General features: G+C 72.0%; 13 protein-coding genes and 1 pseudogene. All 14 read right to left on the bottom strand.

The features are described 5' to 3' along the window. Positions 1-26: 26 nt before the first annotated feature. Positions 27-1,139 (bottom strand): mandelate racemase/muconate lactonizing enzyme family protein, encoded by a 1,113-nt coding sequence (locus tag ACW62_RS11030; RefSeq protein ID WP_053204158.1) that lies wholly within the window; start codon positions 1,137-1,139, stop codon positions 27-29. Then, on the bottom strand, positions 1,136-2,098 hold the full coding sequence (locus ACW62_RS11035; protein WP_053204159.1) for a malate dehydrogenase: 963 nt from the start codon (positions 2,096-2,098) through the stop codon (positions 1,136-1,138). The genes ACW62_RS11030 and ACW62_RS11035 overlap by 4 nt, the downstream gene beginning before the upstream one ends. Further along, positions 2,082-3,956 (bottom strand): FAD-dependent monooxygenase, encoded by a 1,875-nt coding sequence (locus ACW62_RS11040; RefSeq protein WP_053204160.1) that lies wholly within the window; start codon positions 3,954-3,956, stop codon positions 2,082-2,084. The genes ACW62_RS11035 and ACW62_RS11040 overlap by 17 nt, the downstream gene beginning before the upstream one ends. Then, complete coding sequence (locus ACW62_RS11045; protein WP_205629283.1) at positions 3,953-5,392, bottom strand: NAD-dependent succinate-semialdehyde dehydrogenase; 1,440 nt, start codon at positions 5,390-5,392, stop codon at positions 3,953-3,955. Before ACW62_RS11045 ends, ACW62_RS11040 begins: the two co-directional genes overlap by 4 nt. After that, on the bottom strand, positions 5,385-6,050 hold the full coding sequence (locus ACW62_RS11050; RefSeq protein ID WP_083459629.1) for an RraA family protein: 666 nt from the start codon (positions 6,048-6,050) through the stop codon (positions 5,385-5,387). The genes ACW62_RS11045 and ACW62_RS11050 overlap by 8 nt, the downstream gene beginning before the upstream one ends. Next, complete coding sequence (locus ACW62_RS11055; RefSeq protein WP_053204162.1) at positions 6,047-6,697, bottom strand: RraA family protein; 651 nt, start codon at positions 6,695-6,697, stop codon at positions 6,047-6,049. Before ACW62_RS11055 ends, ACW62_RS11050 begins: the two co-directional genes overlap by 4 nt. Further along, the gene (locus ACW62_RS11060) at positions 6,690-7,382 is read right to left on the bottom strand and encodes an RraA family protein (protein WP_053204163.1); all 693 of its coding nucleotides are present in this window, start codon (positions 7,380-7,382) and stop codon (positions 6,690-6,692) included. The genes ACW62_RS11055 and ACW62_RS11060 overlap by 8 nt, the downstream gene beginning before the upstream one ends. Continuing rightward, positions 7,379-8,521 carry an ABC transporter ATP-binding protein gene (locus ACW62_RS11065; RefSeq protein WP_053204164.1) on the bottom strand — a complete coding sequence of 381 codons (1,143 nt, stop codon included), beginning with the start codon at positions 8,519-8,521 and terminating at the stop codon, positions 7,379-7,381. Before ACW62_RS11065 ends, ACW62_RS11060 begins: the two co-directional genes overlap by 4 nt. After that, a complete protein-coding gene (locus tag ACW62_RS11070) occupies positions 8,518-9,564 on the bottom strand; it encodes a DODA-type extradiol aromatic ring-opening family dioxygenase (RefSeq protein WP_053204165.1) in 1,047 nt (348 codons plus the stop codon). Before ACW62_RS11070 ends, ACW62_RS11065 begins: the two co-directional genes overlap by 4 nt. After that, the gene (locus ACW62_RS11075; RefSeq protein ID WP_240477289.1) at positions 9,557-10,615 is read right to left on the bottom strand and encodes an amidohydrolase family protein; all 1,059 of its coding nucleotides are present in this window, start codon (positions 10,613-10,615) and stop codon (positions 9,557-9,559) included. The genes ACW62_RS11070 and ACW62_RS11075 overlap by 8 nt, the downstream gene beginning before the upstream one ends. Continuing rightward, on the bottom strand, positions 10,612-11,721 hold the full coding sequence (locus ACW62_RS11080; RefSeq protein ID WP_083459630.1) for an ABC transporter substrate-binding protein: 1,110 nt from the start codon (positions 11,719-11,721) through the stop codon (positions 10,612-10,614). The genes ACW62_RS11075 and ACW62_RS11080 overlap by 4 nt, the downstream gene beginning before the upstream one ends. After that, entirely contained in the window at positions 11,718-13,553 is a 1,836-nt protein-coding gene (locus ACW62_RS11085; RefSeq protein WP_053204167.1) for an ABC transporter permease, read from the bottom strand. Before ACW62_RS11085 ends, ACW62_RS11080 begins: the two co-directional genes overlap by 4 nt. A 53-nt stretch (positions 13,554-13,606) precedes the next feature. After that, positions 13,607-15,292, bottom strand: a complete 1,686-nt coding sequence (locus ACW62_RS11090; protein ID WP_053204168.1) for a thiamine pyrophosphate-binding protein — start codon at positions 15,290-15,292, stop codon at positions 13,607-13,609. Further along, positions 15,289-15,648, bottom strand: a pseudogene (locus ACW62_RS35180) (hypothetical protein); the annotation flags it as partial. The gene ACW62_RS11090 and the pseudogene ACW62_RS35180, both read right to left, overlap by 4 nt.

The following is a 15,648-nucleotide window of genomic DNA, read 5'->3' on the forward strand; positions in this document are numbered from 1 at the left end:
TACCTCCGAGTGGTGGCGATCGTCGTCTACGGCACGGTGAAGCGCTCGACCAGGTCCTGGCGAAGCGTCAGTCCCAGTCCCGGCGCGTCTCCGAGGGCCAAGCGCCCCTCGTGGGGCTCGATCGCGTCGTGATAGATCAGCCGCGCCACCTCCCAGCCCTGAAGGTGGAACTCGACCGGGCCGCCGCGGGCCACCCCGGCGTAGAGGTGGGCGTTGAGATGGGGCCAGTTGCCGCCCATGGCCACCGGCAGGTGATGGGCCTCGGCGATGGCCATGGCCCGCCGGCCGCCGGTGAACCCGCCCAGGTCACGGACGTTGGGCTGGGCGATGTCGATGGCGCCCGACGCGACGAGCTGATGGAAGGTGGCCACGTTCCCCATGCCCAGGCTGCCGCCCGCGATCGGGATGGCGATCCGGTCCCGCGCCTGAGCCATGAGACGTGGATCGCCGAGCGTGACCGGATCCTCGAACCAGGTCAGATCGCAGTCGCCGACGGCGTCGGCGAGCGCGACCGCCTGGGGCAGGGTGAGCCGCTTGTTCGCGTCGATCATGAGGTCGACGTCGGGCCCGACGGCGGCACGGACCGCGTGGATCCGCTCGACGTCCACGCGCAGGCTCCGGGTCCGCGCGCCGTCGTCCGGCCCGGCCTGCGCGCCGACCACCAGTTTCAGGCCCCGGTGCCCGTCGGCCACCAACTGCTCGGCCAGCCGCACGAGCTCGGTCCGGCCGTAGGCCGGCAGGCCGAAGGTCACATAGGCCCCGACCTCGGGGCGAGCGCCGCCGAGGAGTTGCCACACCGGTGTCCGGGTCCGCTGGCCCAGTGCGTCCCAGACGGCGATGTCGACCAGGCTCGCGGCCGACGCCCACACCCCGGTTGTCGCGCGATGCGGCATGCGCTGTTCGAGGACCTCGCGGACGGCTTCGGGTCGTGCGGGGGCGCCCACGAGGAGTGGGGTGGCCTCGTCGCGGAGATACGCGAGGACCGCCGATGCCATCGGCGCGAAGAACAACGCGTGCCCGCTCGCTGCGGCATCGGTATCGACCTCGACCAGGATCAACGGGACGAGACGGGGCTCGGAGGTCAGCGGCATCGTGACCGGGACCTCGAGCCGGCGTGCCCGCAGGGCGGTGATCTTCATGATGCGTCCCGTTCCCGCGCGACGGCGTCCTGAAGGGTGCGTACCGCCCGGCCCACCGCGTCACCGGCCCGGAGCAGGCCCGCTTCCTCGGCGCCGGTGAGGGGGAGCTCGACCACCGCGGGCCGCTCGCCCGTCAGGTCGACGGGAACGCCGAGGGCGACCCCCGTCAGGCCGTGCTCACCGGCCAGCATCCGCGAACACGGAAGCGGTGCCGGCCGGCGGTTCCACCAGGTGTCGATCATCCGCTGGATCCCCGCCGCCGACGCCCAGCCGGTGGACCGGCCTGGCCGGAGTCCTTGGTAGGAGCGGAACCACTCGGCCAGGTACCGGTCGATCGGCGGCCGGTCGCCTGGATCGATCGAGCGCGAGCGTCCGTCGACCGACACGGCGGAGTAGACGGGCACCTGGGCGCCGCCGTGCTGGCCGAGGTTCCAGCCGTCGACCCGGCCGATCTCGACGCCGAAGTGCCGCGCCAGCGCCGCCCGGAATCGGAGCGTGTCGTTGAGGCTGAGCCCGAGGACCTGATCGGCGCGCAGCGATCCGGAGGACACGACGAGCGTGGTGATCGCATCGACCGGGTTGGTCGCGACGACCACGAGGGCGTCGGGCCGGACCAGCCGGAGGTCGGGCAGCAGGCCGGCGAGGAGCCCGGCGTTGCGAGTGACCATGGAGGCGCGGTCCGGGCCGGCCGGCGCCGAGAGCGAAGCGGCCAGGACCACCACGTCAGCCTCCGCGAGCACGGCGCGGGTCCCGATGCGCACGTCAGGGTGGGCCCCGAGTCCGCGAAGGTGGTCCAGATCCATCAGCTGCGCCCGGACGGCGTCCGCGTTGACGTCGACGAGGACCACGTCGCCCGCCGGAGCCGAGACCAGCCAGTGGAAGGCGAAGGCCGACCCGACCGTCCCCGCGCCGCCGATGACGGCGATCAGTGGACCCGCGCCGTCACGAGGTCGAACCACTGGTGGCCGCCCTTCCGTGAGCGAGGACGACCCGAGCCGCCTCGTTGACCCGCTCGAGCAGCGGATCGACCTCGTGAGCGGACCCCGGGTCCGGGTCGGCGACCTGCGTCACCGCGTTGACCAACGCATCGGCCGGGTCGGCCGGCATGGTCCGGGCACGCCAGGCGACGTGCCGGTCCGGGCGCACCAGCAGCGCGCCGTCCTCCTCGGTCCCGGACGGCGCCGCCCACGGGTCCACGCCGCTCGAGGCATCGACGACGGCGAGGGCGACCGGCGCCGCGAGGGAGGGCGACGCCACCTTCAGGGCGTCCGCCCAGGCACCGGCGGCACTGTCGCGGACCAGCAGGGTGAGCCGGTCGTGGGCGACGAGGTCGTGCGTCGAGACCCGCGCGCCGTCGCGCGTCACCCACAGGTGCGGCAGGTGGTGTCCCGGACGGGCGGTGGGCACGTACGTGATGCTGGAGTGATGGTCGGCCGGCGGCGGTGTCCCGTCCGGGACGACTGCCCCGGAGGTGTAGGCGTACCCGGCCTCGATGTTGAGCTGGCTGTAGTCGAGAGCGTTCTCGGCCACGGCGGCCGACGCCTCGGCCTGGCGTCGACGGCCCTCCTCGGTGTCCGACGCCCAGATCGCCACCTGCCGCCAGCCCTCGTCCTCGGGCATCGTGGCGGACAGGCCCATCGCGGCGGCGACCGGCAGGTGCCGGTTCGAGTTCTCCATGGCGTGGGCGGTGTAGAGGGCCGCGACGGGCCGGCGCTCGGTCTCGTAGCTGTCGAGCAGGCCGTCGTGACCCCACCCGCTCATGACCGCCGCGAGCTTCCAGGCCAGGTTGGCCGAGTCCTGGACGGCGCAGTTGAGGCCGAGCCCGCCGGTCGGCGGGTGGCGATGAGCGGCGTTGCCGACGAGGAACACCGGCCCGCGCCGGAACTCGCGCGCGACGACGGCTTCGTACTGCCACTGGCTGATCGCGTGCACCTCCAGGTGGTGGTCGGTGGGCAACCCGAGGAGGTCTCTGGCCGCGACCTCCGGCGCCGCGGCCACGGCGTCGGTCATCGCCGCACCCGAGAGCGCGAGCGCCCATTGGGGTGACGACGCGTCGTAGCGGCCGGGCCCCAGTGCCTGCAGCACGCCACCCACGCGGCCACGGCTGCGCGGGTTGATGAAGTGCGTGATCAACGCGTCCGGATCGGCGTAGCCGGACAGGTCGGAGCTGAAGTAGAGGCTGGAGATCGTGCGCATCCGCTGCGGCCCGTCCATGGCGATGCCGAGCGCCGCGGCGCAGGTGCGGCCGCCGTCGGCGACGATGACGTAGCGTGCTGACACCTCGTAGGTCGTTCCATCCGCGAGGTCGCGGGCGACGACGACTGCGCCGCCGTCGGGGTTGACGCGCAGGTCGGCGACCTCCTGGCCGGCGCGGACGGAATCGCCGAGGACCTCCCTGGCCCGGTCCCACAGCACCCGGTCGAGATGGATCTGGGGGACGTTGCAGAACCGCTGGGGGCTGGCGGCCCGGTACCGTGCTTCGTCGGTTCCACCGCCCCAGGCCTGGACCTCGCCGATCTTCCGGCCGTGCAGCGGTGTCGGCCCGCCCAGCGACGTGTACCAGGCGACCTTGTGCCAGCGCTCGTTCTGCGGCCCGAGCTGGTAGACGCGATCCGCGACGCCGATGTCGGCGAAGACCTCCATGGTGCGCACGTTGAGCAGGTGCGCGCGCGGTAGCCGCGGGGCTCCGGTCCGCCGCTCCAGCACGAGGGATCCGACGCCGGAGCGGGCCAGGAGGAGCGCCGCCGTCAGCCCGGCCGGTCCGCTGCCCACGATGAGCACCGGGACGTCGACGGAGGTCGCCGTGCCGTCCCTCATGCCTGGCTCACCAGCTTCACGTTCAGGTAGTCGTCCAGGGCCTCGGCCCCGCCGTCCGAGCCGTATCCGCTCTGCTTGAGCCCGCCGAACGGGGTCTCCGGTCCGACCAGCTGCGCGTGGTTGATGGCGATCATCCCGGCCTGGACGTCGGCGGCGACCCGCCGAGCCGTCCGCAGTGAGTCGGTGAACGCGTACGCGGCCAGCCCGTACTCGGTGGAGTTGGCGAGGTCGAACGCCTCGTCGTCGGTGCCGAACGGCGTGAGGAGCGCAAGCGGCCCGAACGGCTCCTCGTGCATCGCCCGCGCGTCCGGTGCGGCCGCGGCGATCACGGTGGGCAGGAAGTAACTCCCTCGTGGGTCCCCGGCCGTGCCGCCGGCGAGGAGCTGCCCGCCGCGCCCCACGGCGTCGTCCACGAGGGACTGGATCGCGGCGACCCTGCGGTCGTGGACGAGCGGCCCCATCGTCGTGTCCGGATCGGTGCCGGGGCCGACCACCAGGCCGGCGGCGTGCTTGGCCAGTCGCGCGGCCAGGTCGTCGTGCAGTGACTCGTGCACGATGAACCTGGTCGGTGAGATGCACACCTGGCCCGCGTTGCGGAACTTGGCCGCACCCGCGGTGCGCAGCACCAGCTCGAGGTCGGCATCCTCGAACACCAGGACCGGCGCGTGCCCGCCGAGTTCCAGGGAGGTTCGTTTGACGTGCCGTGCGGCCAGCCCGGCGATCTCGGCGCCGACCGCCGTGGAGCCGGTGAACGTCACCTGACGGATCGCGGGATGCTGGATCAGCCGCTCGGAGACCTGCGCCGGTTCCCCGAAGACCATCGAGAGGACGCCCGCCGGCAGGCCGGCGTCATGGCACGCCTGGGCGAGGGCGAGCGTGGTCGCCGGAGTCTCCTCGGCCGGCTTGATCACACACGTACACCCGGCGGCGAGGGCGGCGCCGATCTTGCGGGCCGGGATCGTGAGCGGGAAGTTCCACGGTGTGAGGGCGAGCACGGGACCGACGGGTTCGCGGATCACGAGGTCCTGGCGATCCGCCCTGCTGGCGGGCACCACCCGGCCGTAGGCCCGGCGTCCCTCCTCGGCGAACCAGTCGAAGATGCCGGCCGCGGCATGGACCTCCGAGGTGGCCTCGGCGATCGGCTTGCCCTGCTCCAGGCTGGTCAGGTGGCCGATCTCGGCGGCTCTGGAGCGCAGCACATCGGCCGCGCGGCGGAGGATCCGGGAGCGCTGCAGCGCCGGTGTCCGGCGCCATTCCGGGAACGCCGCCGCAGCGGCTTCGGCGGCCGCGTCCAGGTCCTGGGAATCGGCGAGCGGAAGCGCCGCGAGCACCTCGCCGGTGGCCGGGTTCGTGACCTCGCGGGTGCCGCGGCCCGGCTCGGCGCCCACCCAGTCTCCGGCCACGAAGAGACGGAGCTCGGGGTAGTTCTCAGTCAACGTCGTCTCCGCTCCGCGTCGTGGGTCGCAGGTCATAGATGTCCAACGTCAGTTCGCCGGCACGCAGTCGCTCCAGGTACCCGGCTTCGGCCGCCTGGCGAGCCCGTCCGCCGGCCAGGACCCGGACGGCCCGATCGGCGGGGATCGCGACCACGCCGTCGGCATCGCCGACGATCACGTCACCCCTGTGGACCCGGGTCCGGCCCAGGACGACCTCGTCGACGGCTCCGCGGGCGTCGCGCTTGCTGGTGCCGCGGATCGCGACGGCCGAGGCGAACACCGGAAAGCCGAGCTCCGCCATCGCGTCGGTGTCCCGGACCCCGCCGTCGATGACCAGGCCGCGGATGCCGCGAACCTGCGCGGCGACCGTCAGGACTTCGCCCCAGTAGCCGTGGTCACCGCCGGCCGCGTTCACCACCAGGACGTCGCCTGCGCGCGCCGATTCGAGGGCGAGGTGCAGGGGCAGGTTGTCACCCTCGGCCGCCTGAACGGGCAGCGCGCGGCCGGCGAGGGTCCGGCGGGCGCCGACCGGTCGCAGCCGGCTGGGCAGGTCGATCGGGAGACCGGAGGCCTCGAACAGGGTGGCGGAGCCGAGGTCGCCGAGGGCGGCCAGCGTGTCGTCATCGACGACGGAGGCACCGGCGGGACGTGTCGTCATGGGGTCACCCGCGTCCGCTGCAGCTCGTGATACCCCTGGCTGGACCGGGCCGCTGCCAGCGTCCGGCCCGACAGCACCTGGTCGACGATGGCGGACTCCCGCTGGTCGATCTCGCGGGCGATCGCCTCGACGTCGTCGGCCACGTCGCGCCGGATCGCCACGACCCCGTCGGAGTCACCGAGCAGCCAGTCGCCGGGTTCCACGCGCTCTCCGCCCACGGTCACCGCGGTGTTGACGTCGGCGACCTCGACCCGGTCCTTGCCGGTGCGCATGAACCTGCCGCGGGAGAAGATCGGATAGCCGACGTCCAGCGCCCGGCGCACGTCGCGGCACACGCCGTCGATGACGGTGCCGGCGACGCCACGGTCGGCCGCCATCGCGGTGAGGATGTCGCCCCACACGGTGCAGTCCTCGGCGCCGCCGTTGTCGAGGACGACGACCGCGCCCGGGGGCACGTCGTCGAGGTAGTCGCCCACGGTGCCCGGATTCGCGCCCACCCGGACGTACCTGACCGTGAAGGCCGGTCCGCACATCCGGACGCCGTCGGCCAGGGGTTTCAGGCCGAGCAGGGCGCCGGGGATTCCCAGCCGGTCCAGCGCGTCGGAGACCGTCGCGGTCGTCAGGCCGGCGAACTTCGCGTCACTCATGGTGTCCCCGCTGTTCCTCGTCGATGTCACCGGGCTTGGGGAACGCGGTGTCGTGCATGACCTCGACGATCGAGGCTCCTGCCCGCACCTGGTCGCGCATCCGCGCCTCCCGCGTGATGATGCGTTCCGCCCAGCCGGCCACCTGGCCGGTCCACGCCCGCGGCACCACGACGACGCCGGTGGAGTCGGCGACGACGATGTCGCCGTCCCGGATCTCTACGCCGCCGACCGCGATCGGTGCACCGGAGGACAGCTGCACGATCCGGCCACGGGCACTGGTCGGCACCGACGCACGGGCGAAGACGGGGAAGCCGGCCTCGTGACTCTCCGCGACGTCGCGACAGGCGCCGTCGACGATCACGCCGTCCACCCCCTTCTGCAGGGACGCCTCCGTGAGGATGCCGCCCCAGCAGGAGACGTCGACCCGTCCGTCGTTGGCGACGACGATGACGTCGCCGGGAGCGCTGTCCTCGACGGTGGCGGCGGCGATGTGCGCGCTGGGCCCGGTCTCGGTGCGTTCGCCGGCCTGAACGGTCCGGGCGCGGCCGATGACGACACCGCGCACCGGCCAGATCGGCCGGATGCCGGTGAGCACGGACGGGGGCAGGCCCAGCGTGTCCAGGGCATCGGAGACCGCGCAGGCGTCCAGGCCGGGAACGTCGCGCAGCAGGCCGAGATCGCTCATGCTCCCTCCCCGGCCTGGTCGAGGGCGGCCTCGTCGTCGTGCCGGTTCTCGAGGACGATGACGTGTTCGGGCCGGACGTAGAACGTCACGGGGTCTCCTGGCCGCGGCGACAGCGACTGGCTGACCACCTGTTCGTCGTCCACGATCGCCTTGACGACGTGACCGCCGACGTCGATCTGCAGGCGCAGGGCGCTGCCCCAGTCGGTGGCCTTCGTCACCACACCGTTGACCGCCATGCAGTGCGCGTCCGGCTGGTGGAACCGGACGTGCTGGGCACGGAACGCCACGCTCACCCGGCCGTCGGCCGGCGCCGGGTACGCCGAGCGCACGACATCGGGGCAGTCGTCGAGACGCACGTGGCAGTGGTCCCCGTCCCGGGACTCGACCGTCGCGGGCAGGATGTTCTGGAACCCCATGAAGTCGGCGACGAACGTCGACCTCGGCCTGGTGTAGAGGTCGCGCGGGGTGTCGACCTGCTGGATCCGGCCGGCCCGCATCACGATGATGCGGTCGGACAGCGCGACCGCCTCCTCCTGGTCGTGGGTGACGTAGACCGAGGTGGTGCCGAGCGAGTTGTGCACCGACCTGATGTGGTCGCGCATCGCGAAGCGCAGCTTGGCGTCGAGATTGGACAGCGGTTCGTCGTACAACATGACGTCGGGCCGGCCGACCATGGCCCGCGCCAGGGCCACCCGCTGCTGCTGTCCGCCGGACAGCGCCGAGACGTTCTTGGTGTGCAGGCCGCCCAGACCCACCCGGGTGAGCGCGTCGTCGACCGCCCGCCTGATCTCCTCCCGCGGCGTTCTGGCCATCTTCAGCGGGTAGGCGACGTTGCCGAACACGCTCATGTGCGGCCACAGGGCGTAGCTCTGGAAGACCATGCCCACTCCACGCCGCTCCGGCGGCACGAAGATGCCGTCGGCAGGGGCGGCGACCGGCTGATCGCCGATCCGGACGGACCCGTGGGTGGGCGCCTCCAGCCCCGCGATGCAGCGCAGCGTGGTGGTCTTCCCGCACCCACTGGGGCCGAGCAGGGTGAGGAACTCTCCGGGCTCGACCTCCAGGTCGAGCCGGTCGACCGCCGGAGCGGCCCCGGCGGTGTACGTCTTGGTCAGCGCGGTGATGGCGATGCTCTTCATGCCGGCTCCCGAGCGTCGTCGGTCCGGCCGGGTTCCCAGGCCGCGAAGGCCATCCCGCAACCGGTTCCGGCCGGGCTGCGATAGCAGGGCTGGTAGTCGAGCACCGTGGCGGCGGCGCCGGTCGAGCGCATCGCCTCCGCGACGACCAGCCAGTTGCGGATCTCGGAGGACCCGGACCGCAGTACCGCGTCAGGCAGGTCGCGCAGGGGTTCGTGGTCGCCGGCCGCGAAGGCGTCGAGGGTCGCGCGGTCGAGTTCCTCGTCGATCACCATGTGGCTGAGGCCGCCCGACGCCACCAGCCCGACGCGCAGCTCGGACGGGAACCGCGCGATGGCGTCGCCGAGGGCCGCGCCGAAGTCCAGGCAGCGGGCCGCCGAGGGCGGGTTCGGGCTGTAGAAGGTGTTGACGAAGACCGGGACCATCGGCAGGAGATCCGCACCGCCACCCAGGACCTGCTGGAACACGAATCCCCACCCATGGGGAATCCCGTGGTTGTTCCATTTCCCGCCGGGGAGGCGCTGCGACGCCGCCGGGTCGAACCCGGCCCGGGAGGTGTGCCGGACCAGCTGCAAGGCCAGCTCGGGGTGCCCGCGCCGCACGGTGGGGGTGTCCGGCTGGTTGGCGACCTCGGCCACCGCCAGCCCCGGGCCCATGGAGTCCAGTTGCTCCCGGGTGTACGGCACGTGGTCGATCGATTCGCCCCAATAGACGGCGAACTGGGGGAGGAGGTCGTCGCCGAACACCTCCTTGTGGTCGCTGCTCACCACGACCAGGGCGTCGAGGCGGGCGTCGTCGACCAATGCGCCCAGCGCGGCGATGCCGGCTCGGCAGGCGGCGTGCTTGGCCTGCCACACCTCGTCACGGCACTGGTCGGCGAAGGCGTTTCCGCGCATCTGGGCCAGTTCCGGGTAGGTGTACGCCTCGCCGCGGAAGATCAGCGCGGGATTGGCCTCGTCGGCCGGCCGGCGAGCGCCCCACTGCTCCGGCGGCGTGTTCAGCATCGGCCCATGGGAGGTGCCGATGCCCAGCACGAGTTCAGCCACTGGTGGCTCCTTCCCTGTCGGCGCCGGCCAGGTCGAGCTTGAACAGCTCCACGGTGTTGTCGCGGTAGAGGGCCTGACGCTGCTGGTCGTCGAGCCAGTCGATCGCGTCGACGAGGTGATGGATGTCGTCGATCCACCGGCCGGTCCCGGGGTCGCGGACGGAACCGGTGCCGGGCTTCTCGGTGCCGAACAGGCAGCGGTCGACCCCGACCGCGCGCAACAGCAGCTCGATCGAGTCCTGCGTGTAGAGGCAGGTGTCGTACCACAGCTTGCGCAGCTGATCGTCGAACGACGGAGCGCCCGGGCGGCGGAGCGGTCCGGGGCGGAACCGGCCGCGTTGGTAGGGAACGGCCCCGCCGCCGTGCGACACGACGACCTTGAGATCGGGGAAGTCCTGGAACACCTGCGACTGGAGCAGACCGATGACCGCCTGCGTCTCCTCCTGGATGAAGTGCAGCGAGTAGCTCTCCCGCGCCGGCGGCCGGCACGCGGCGGAGTGGACGAACGCCGGAACGTCGAGCTCGCAGAAGACCTCGTAGAGGGGGTACCAGAACCGGTCTCCGAGCGAGGGAGGCACCGCCGTGCCCTCGTACGGGTCGGGGTTCAGCACCGCACCGACGAAGCCGAGGTCGGTGACGCAGCGCCGCAGCTCGGCGGCCCACCGCTCCGGGGCGAGCTCCATGCTCTGCGGCAGGCCGGCGATACCCCGGAATCGTCCCGGTTCGCTCGCGCAGACCCGGGCGATGACGTCGTTGGTGTTCTCGGTGAACCATTCGACCAGCTTGGCCGGGGTCTCGCTGTGCATCATCTGGAACGGCCGCGGCGAGATCAGCTGGAGGTCGATCCCGGCCTCGTCGAGATGGTCGAGGTGGGAGACGTTCCCGAAGCTGGGATTCGGCGCCCGCAGCGCGGCGGCGATCTGGTCGTCGCTGATGTGCGGCTTGCCCCGCCCGTGCGCGCCCCGATGGGACAGCAGTCCCGCCTTGTAGGCGTACAGCTCCGCCGGGGCGGACACGTGGCCGTGGCAGTCGATCTTGGTGGGCGGGTTCACTTCGGCCAGACCTCCTGGATCGTCGCGAGAGCCTGCTGGGTTTCGCTCGCCACGGTCTCCAGTGGCGTGCTCCGGATCAGGTCGAGGTCACGCATGGGCGGGAAGTCCGCGGGGCCGTCGCTCTCCGGCATCGTCGGGTAGTAGCCGACCGCGGCCAGGGCCTGCTGACCCTCCGGCGTGAACAGCCAGTTCATGAGCAACTTGGCGGCGTTGGGGTTGGGCGCGCCGTCGATCAGGCCGAGGTAGTGCCCGGACACGTACGAGCCGCCCTCGGTGGGGAACACGAACCCCATCGGCGCCCCCTTGGCGGACTCGCGGATGAAGAAGCTGTAGGGGTAGTAGCCCGCGATGTCGAACTCGCCGCTGGCCACGGCCGCACCGGTGTTCTGGGATCCGTTCTCGTTGTGCGGCTCCTGCGCGGCCATGGTGGTCAGGTACTGCTCGCCGAAGCGATCGTCGGCGAGCAGCGCTCGGAAGGCCGACAGCGAGGAACCCGACACGGTCGGGTCGTCCATCACGATCCGGCCGCGCCAGGCCTCGTCACCGAGCTCGGCCCACGTCTGCGGCGCCTCGCCGGCCTCGACGGCGTTGGTGTTGTAGCCGATGCCGAACGGCAGCGCGGCCGCGGCGTGGACGGTGTTGGTGGGTTCGGTCCACCGGGGGTCCAGCCCTTCGGCCGTGACCGGCGTGTACGGCACGTACAGGCCCTCGCCGATATGGCCCGCGACGGACGTGTCGCCGCCCTGGACGAGGTCGCCCACGTGCTGGCCGCTGGCGAACTCGTTGCTGATCTTGCTGTCGAAGTCCGGCCCGGTCAGGTGCTCGCCACTCACCTCGATGCCGGGGTAGCGCTGCATGAAGACCTCGTACACGGGTCCACGGTCGTTCTCGCCGGCGCCGTAGATGGTGACGCGGTCCTCACCGGCGTCCTGGGCCGCCTGGTAGAGCCGATCCAGCTCGTCGACGACCTCCTGGCTGCCCAGAGCGTCGACCTCGTCGGCGACCCCCGTCGGTTCGGGCGCCTCCGCGCTCTCGTCGGGCGCGCCGCACGCGGCGAGGCCCGCCAACACGACGCCGGCAAACACTGCTGTGGTGGAACGCTTCATGGCTCTCTCCTGAAACCCGATGACTTCACGACGGTGGGGAGTCCACCGGGGACGGCGGCTGACGGCTCGGCGGCCACATCGGCCCCCGACGTGCTCCGGCCAGCCTCAGACGCGGCGGGGATCGGCCGCGTCATGGTGACCTGATCGGCGCTCGGCGCCTCGGGTCTGGTGCGGTCTCGGCGCCGGCGATTCGACCGGCTGATCAGCCAGACCGTCAGGCTGCCGACGACGAACAGCGCCAGCAGGGCGCCGAGGAGGATCACGAACAGGGCTGCTGCCTGGGAGGTCTCGCCCTGGCTGTGCAGGTTGTAGACGACCAGGGGCACGGTGGCGCTGTCGGTCGTCGACAGCAGCATCGGGATGGTGAGGTTCCCAGAGACCAGGATCGCGACGAGGAACCAACCGGCCAGCAGGCTCGGAGCGATCAGCGGAACCACGATGCTGAAGAACATCCGTACCGGGCGGGCGCCGCTGACCCGGGCGGACTCCTCGAGCTCACGCCCCACCTGGCGCAACGCCGGCTGCACCGCGCGGGTGGCCAGCGGCACGGCCGAGATCATCAGACCGATCACGACGATGCCCAGCGAGCCGTACAGGCTGCGCAGCCCGGGGATGCTCACGAACAACCAGGCGATGCCCAGGGCGAGGATGATGCCCGGCATGGCGAACGGGAGCCAGGTCATCACCTCCAGCGCCCGGCGCAGGCGACTGCGGCTGTGCGTGATCGCGTAGCTGATCAGCAGGGTCATCAGAATGGCGCACAGGCCGCCGACGAAGGCGACGATCGCCGTGGTGCGCAGCGCCGCCGTCGTGGCGGGTTCGCTGAACAGCAACTGGTAGTTGATCGTCGAGTACACCCCGCCGCCGAGGTACGGCTGGAAGCTGCCCGCGACCAGCTGGGCCAGGGGGAGTGCCACGGCGAGGGTGACGTAGCCGACGATGAGGAGCGTGCCCGCCCAGCGCCACCGGCCGATCGACCACCGGTCGGTGCGGTCGTTCTTCCCGGTGACGGTGGTGAAATCGCGGCTGCCCAGGATCCGCCACTGGAGCACGACGAGGGCGACCACGACGACGGCGAGCAGCAGCGACAGCGCTCCCGCGGCGCCGTAGTCCGCCGGCGTCCGGTCCCGGATCTGGCTGAAGATCTCGGTGGCGAACACGTCGATGCCGGCCGGCGTGCCGAGCAGCAGCGGCACGTCGAAGAACTCGAGGCCCGCGACGAAGCTGAGGATGCACACGCCCAGCAGCGACGGTCCGAGCAGCGGCACGTCGATCCGGAGGAAGGTGCGCAGGCGGCCGGCGCCGAAGACCCGGGATGCCTCCTCCAGGCTGCGGTTCATCGCCATCAGGGGGCCGAGGAGGAGGAAGTAGGCGAACGCGGTCGACTTCAGCGAGGTGACGACGACGATGCCGCTCCAGCTGTAGGTGTCCCACAGTGGCGTCTCGGAGCCGGTGAGGTCCTGCCAGAAGCTGTTGATCGTGCCGATGCGGGGGTTGCCCAGCATCGCCCAGCTGATGCCGTAGAACAGCGGTGGGAGGGCGATGACCAGCATCATCGACGGTGTGACCAGCCGCCGCAGCGGGGTGTCCGTCCTGGCGACGATGAAGGCGAGCAGCAGCCCGGTGACGGTGGAGATGACCATGACGCCCAGGGCCAGCAGCACCGAGTCGCCGAGCACCGAGTACGTGCCGGCGTCACCGTAGGCGCGGCGGAAGGCGTCGAACGACCACTGCGCGGGCCGGCCCGGTGTCGCGTCCCGGATCGCGCCGACGGCCAGCATCACGATGGGCATCGCGAACAGGAAGAAGGCGACCACGGTCAGGAGCAGCATCGACCGACGGCTCGAGAAGGGGCCGGTGGAGGGCTCCCGAAGCCTGCGCAGCATCATTCCTCCCGTGCCGAGGTCATCAGTTCCACCAGCGACGGCCCGCGCGACCGCGAGGCGCGGTCGATCGCGGCCGCCACCTCGTCCGGCGTCAGGACGCGTTCGCTGGGCAGCCCGAACCCGCCCGCGATCCGGGCGAGGTGCGGCCCGCTGAGGTCGGTGCCGAGCCAGTCGCCGCGGCGTACCGCCTCGCCCCCGAATCTCCCGAGGGCCAGGCCCACCGCCGCGAACGCCTCGTTGTTCAGGACCACGAAGCTGACCTGAGCCCGATACCGCTGTGCGGTCCACAACGCGGCCAGCCCGAACTGGAGGACGCCGTCGCCCAGGAAGGCCAGCACCCGGCGTTCCGGTTGCGCCAGCGCCACCCCGATCGCCGCACCCATGCCCCACCCGAGCGAGCCGGAGGAGGTGGTCAGGATCTGGTCGGGCCGGGTCTGCGGGAGGGCTGCGAGCAGGGCCGGGCCGGCCGTCGTCGCGTCGACGACGTAGTTCTCGTCACCGGTGAGAGCGGCGACCAGGGGACGCACCCAACCGGCGAGATCGTGGTGCGCGGGTGAGCCGTGTGGGCTCAGCGAGGGGCCGGCGCCACTCGCCGGCGCCGGCGTCCGGGCCGGTGTCGTGGCCGATCGCGGACCGAGCGCGTCGAGGAGGTCTCGCACCACCTCCTCGGTGTGCCCGACCAGGGCGTGGTCCACCTGATGCAGCCGGCTGATGCGGCTCGGGTCGACGTGGACGTGCACCACCGTCGCAGCGGCGGGCAACGCCGGACCGCCGCTGGTGTCGAACTCCCGGAAGACCTGGCAGCCGACGAAGACGACCGCGTCGGCGTCCGCGACCGCTGGATGCCGCACGTCGTAGCTGCCCTGGAAACTGGGGTGCCGGGTGGGATAGCTGGATCGCTCGAACCCGCGGCGGTCCTCATGGAGCACCGTCGCGTCGAGACGCTCCGCCAGCGCGACCATCAACTCACTCGCACCGTGGCGGGCGACCTCCCCGCCCGAGACGAGGACGATGCGGGCCGCCCCGGTGAGCAGGTCGGCCACGTCGCGCAGCTCCGCCCGCGACGGACGGCTCCGGCGCGGTCCCGGCAGCGGACGCGGGTAGCGCGGGTCGACCGGATCGGTCGTCTCCAGCAGCTCCTGCGGCAGGCCCAGCCACACCGGTCCGGCCGGCTCGGCGGTGGCGATGCTCAGCGCCCGCTCGAGGTCGGCCGGCAGGGAGCCGGCCGAGGCGGGCACGCGGTCCCACTTGACCAGGTCGCGAAGCCCCAGGTCGGGATGGGGCAGGGTGGTGAACCCGTCGCGCCCCGCGAGCACCGACGGCTTGAGCCCGTTCAGGATCAGCACCGGTGCGTAGGCGATCCGGGCGGCGGACAGGTGGGACAGCACATTGCCGAGGCCGACGTTCGTGTGGACGTACACGACGGCGGGCCGGCCGCTGAGCCGGGCCTCCGCGTCGGCGGCCGCCATGGCCGTCGACTCGTGGCTGACGAGGACGAGCTCGATGTCGTCCCGGCCGACGAAGGCGTCCAGCATGGCGGCCTCGGTGCTGCCGGGGCAGCAGTAGACCCGGGTGACACCCCAGGCGACCAGGATGTCGAGCACCTGCCGGGTGATCGGCGTGCCGCCGAGTCCGCGCGCGGCACCGATCGTGTCGCCACGTTCCGTTTCGGCTGTCGTTCTCATTGCGGCTCCTCGTTCCGCTCGCGCGCACCGGCACCGGGCAGGGACGCGGAGGTGTCCGGGGCGGGCAATCGGGAGGTCGCGACCTTGAGGTAGCGACCCGTGATGGCTTGCGCTTCCGCCTCCGTGACAATCTCAGACATCGTCCGCACCGGTGCATCGCCGCTGCGTTCATAGACAGTCCGAAGGATGGCATCGGGCGGTTCGGCGCGATTCATCCGCACCACGGCCGCGGTCACCTGCCGCCGTTCGTCCTCGTACGCGGCGAACGCCTGCGCCGTGTCGTCCGCCCTGGCCAGCAGCCTGGCGAGGGCGGCCGCGTCGGTGCCACGGCGAGGGGGACGTAGCCGACGATGAGG

The sequence above is a fragment of the Jiangella muralis genome, from assembly GCF_001270745.1.
GTDB classification, from domain to species: domain Bacteria; phylum Actinomycetota; class Actinomycetes; order Jiangellales; family Jiangellaceae; genus Jiangella; species Jiangella muralis.